The following is a 211-nucleotide window of genomic DNA, read 5'->3' on the forward strand; positions in this document are numbered from 1 at the left end:
CGATGAGACCGTGACCGAGATCAACCTCTACGCCAACTGGGATGAGGTCTCCGATCCGTACGAGGGCTACGTCACCGTCAACTACTGGGACGGCGACGAGCTGCTCGGCACCGGAGCGGTCCTGAACGGCACCAACGAGTGGAGCGGCATCGCCAACCCGACCAAGGACGGCTACGTGTTCGCCGGCTGGAACTTCGAGGGCGACTCCGAG

1 protein-coding gene is annotated in these 211 nt (G+C 64.0%); it reads left to right on the forward strand.

Translation table 11 applies throughout. The features are described from left to right. Positions 1-10: 10 nt before the first annotated feature. Positions 11-211: hypothetical protein (locus H6A23_RS11320; RefSeq protein WP_204832269.1), on the forward strand; the 201-nt coding region annotated here is incomplete at its 3' end.

It is taken from the genome of Olsenella uli (genome assembly GCF_016900775.1).
GTDB lineage: Bacteria > Actinomycetota > Coriobacteriia > Coriobacteriales > Atopobiaceae > Thermophilibacter > Thermophilibacter uli_A.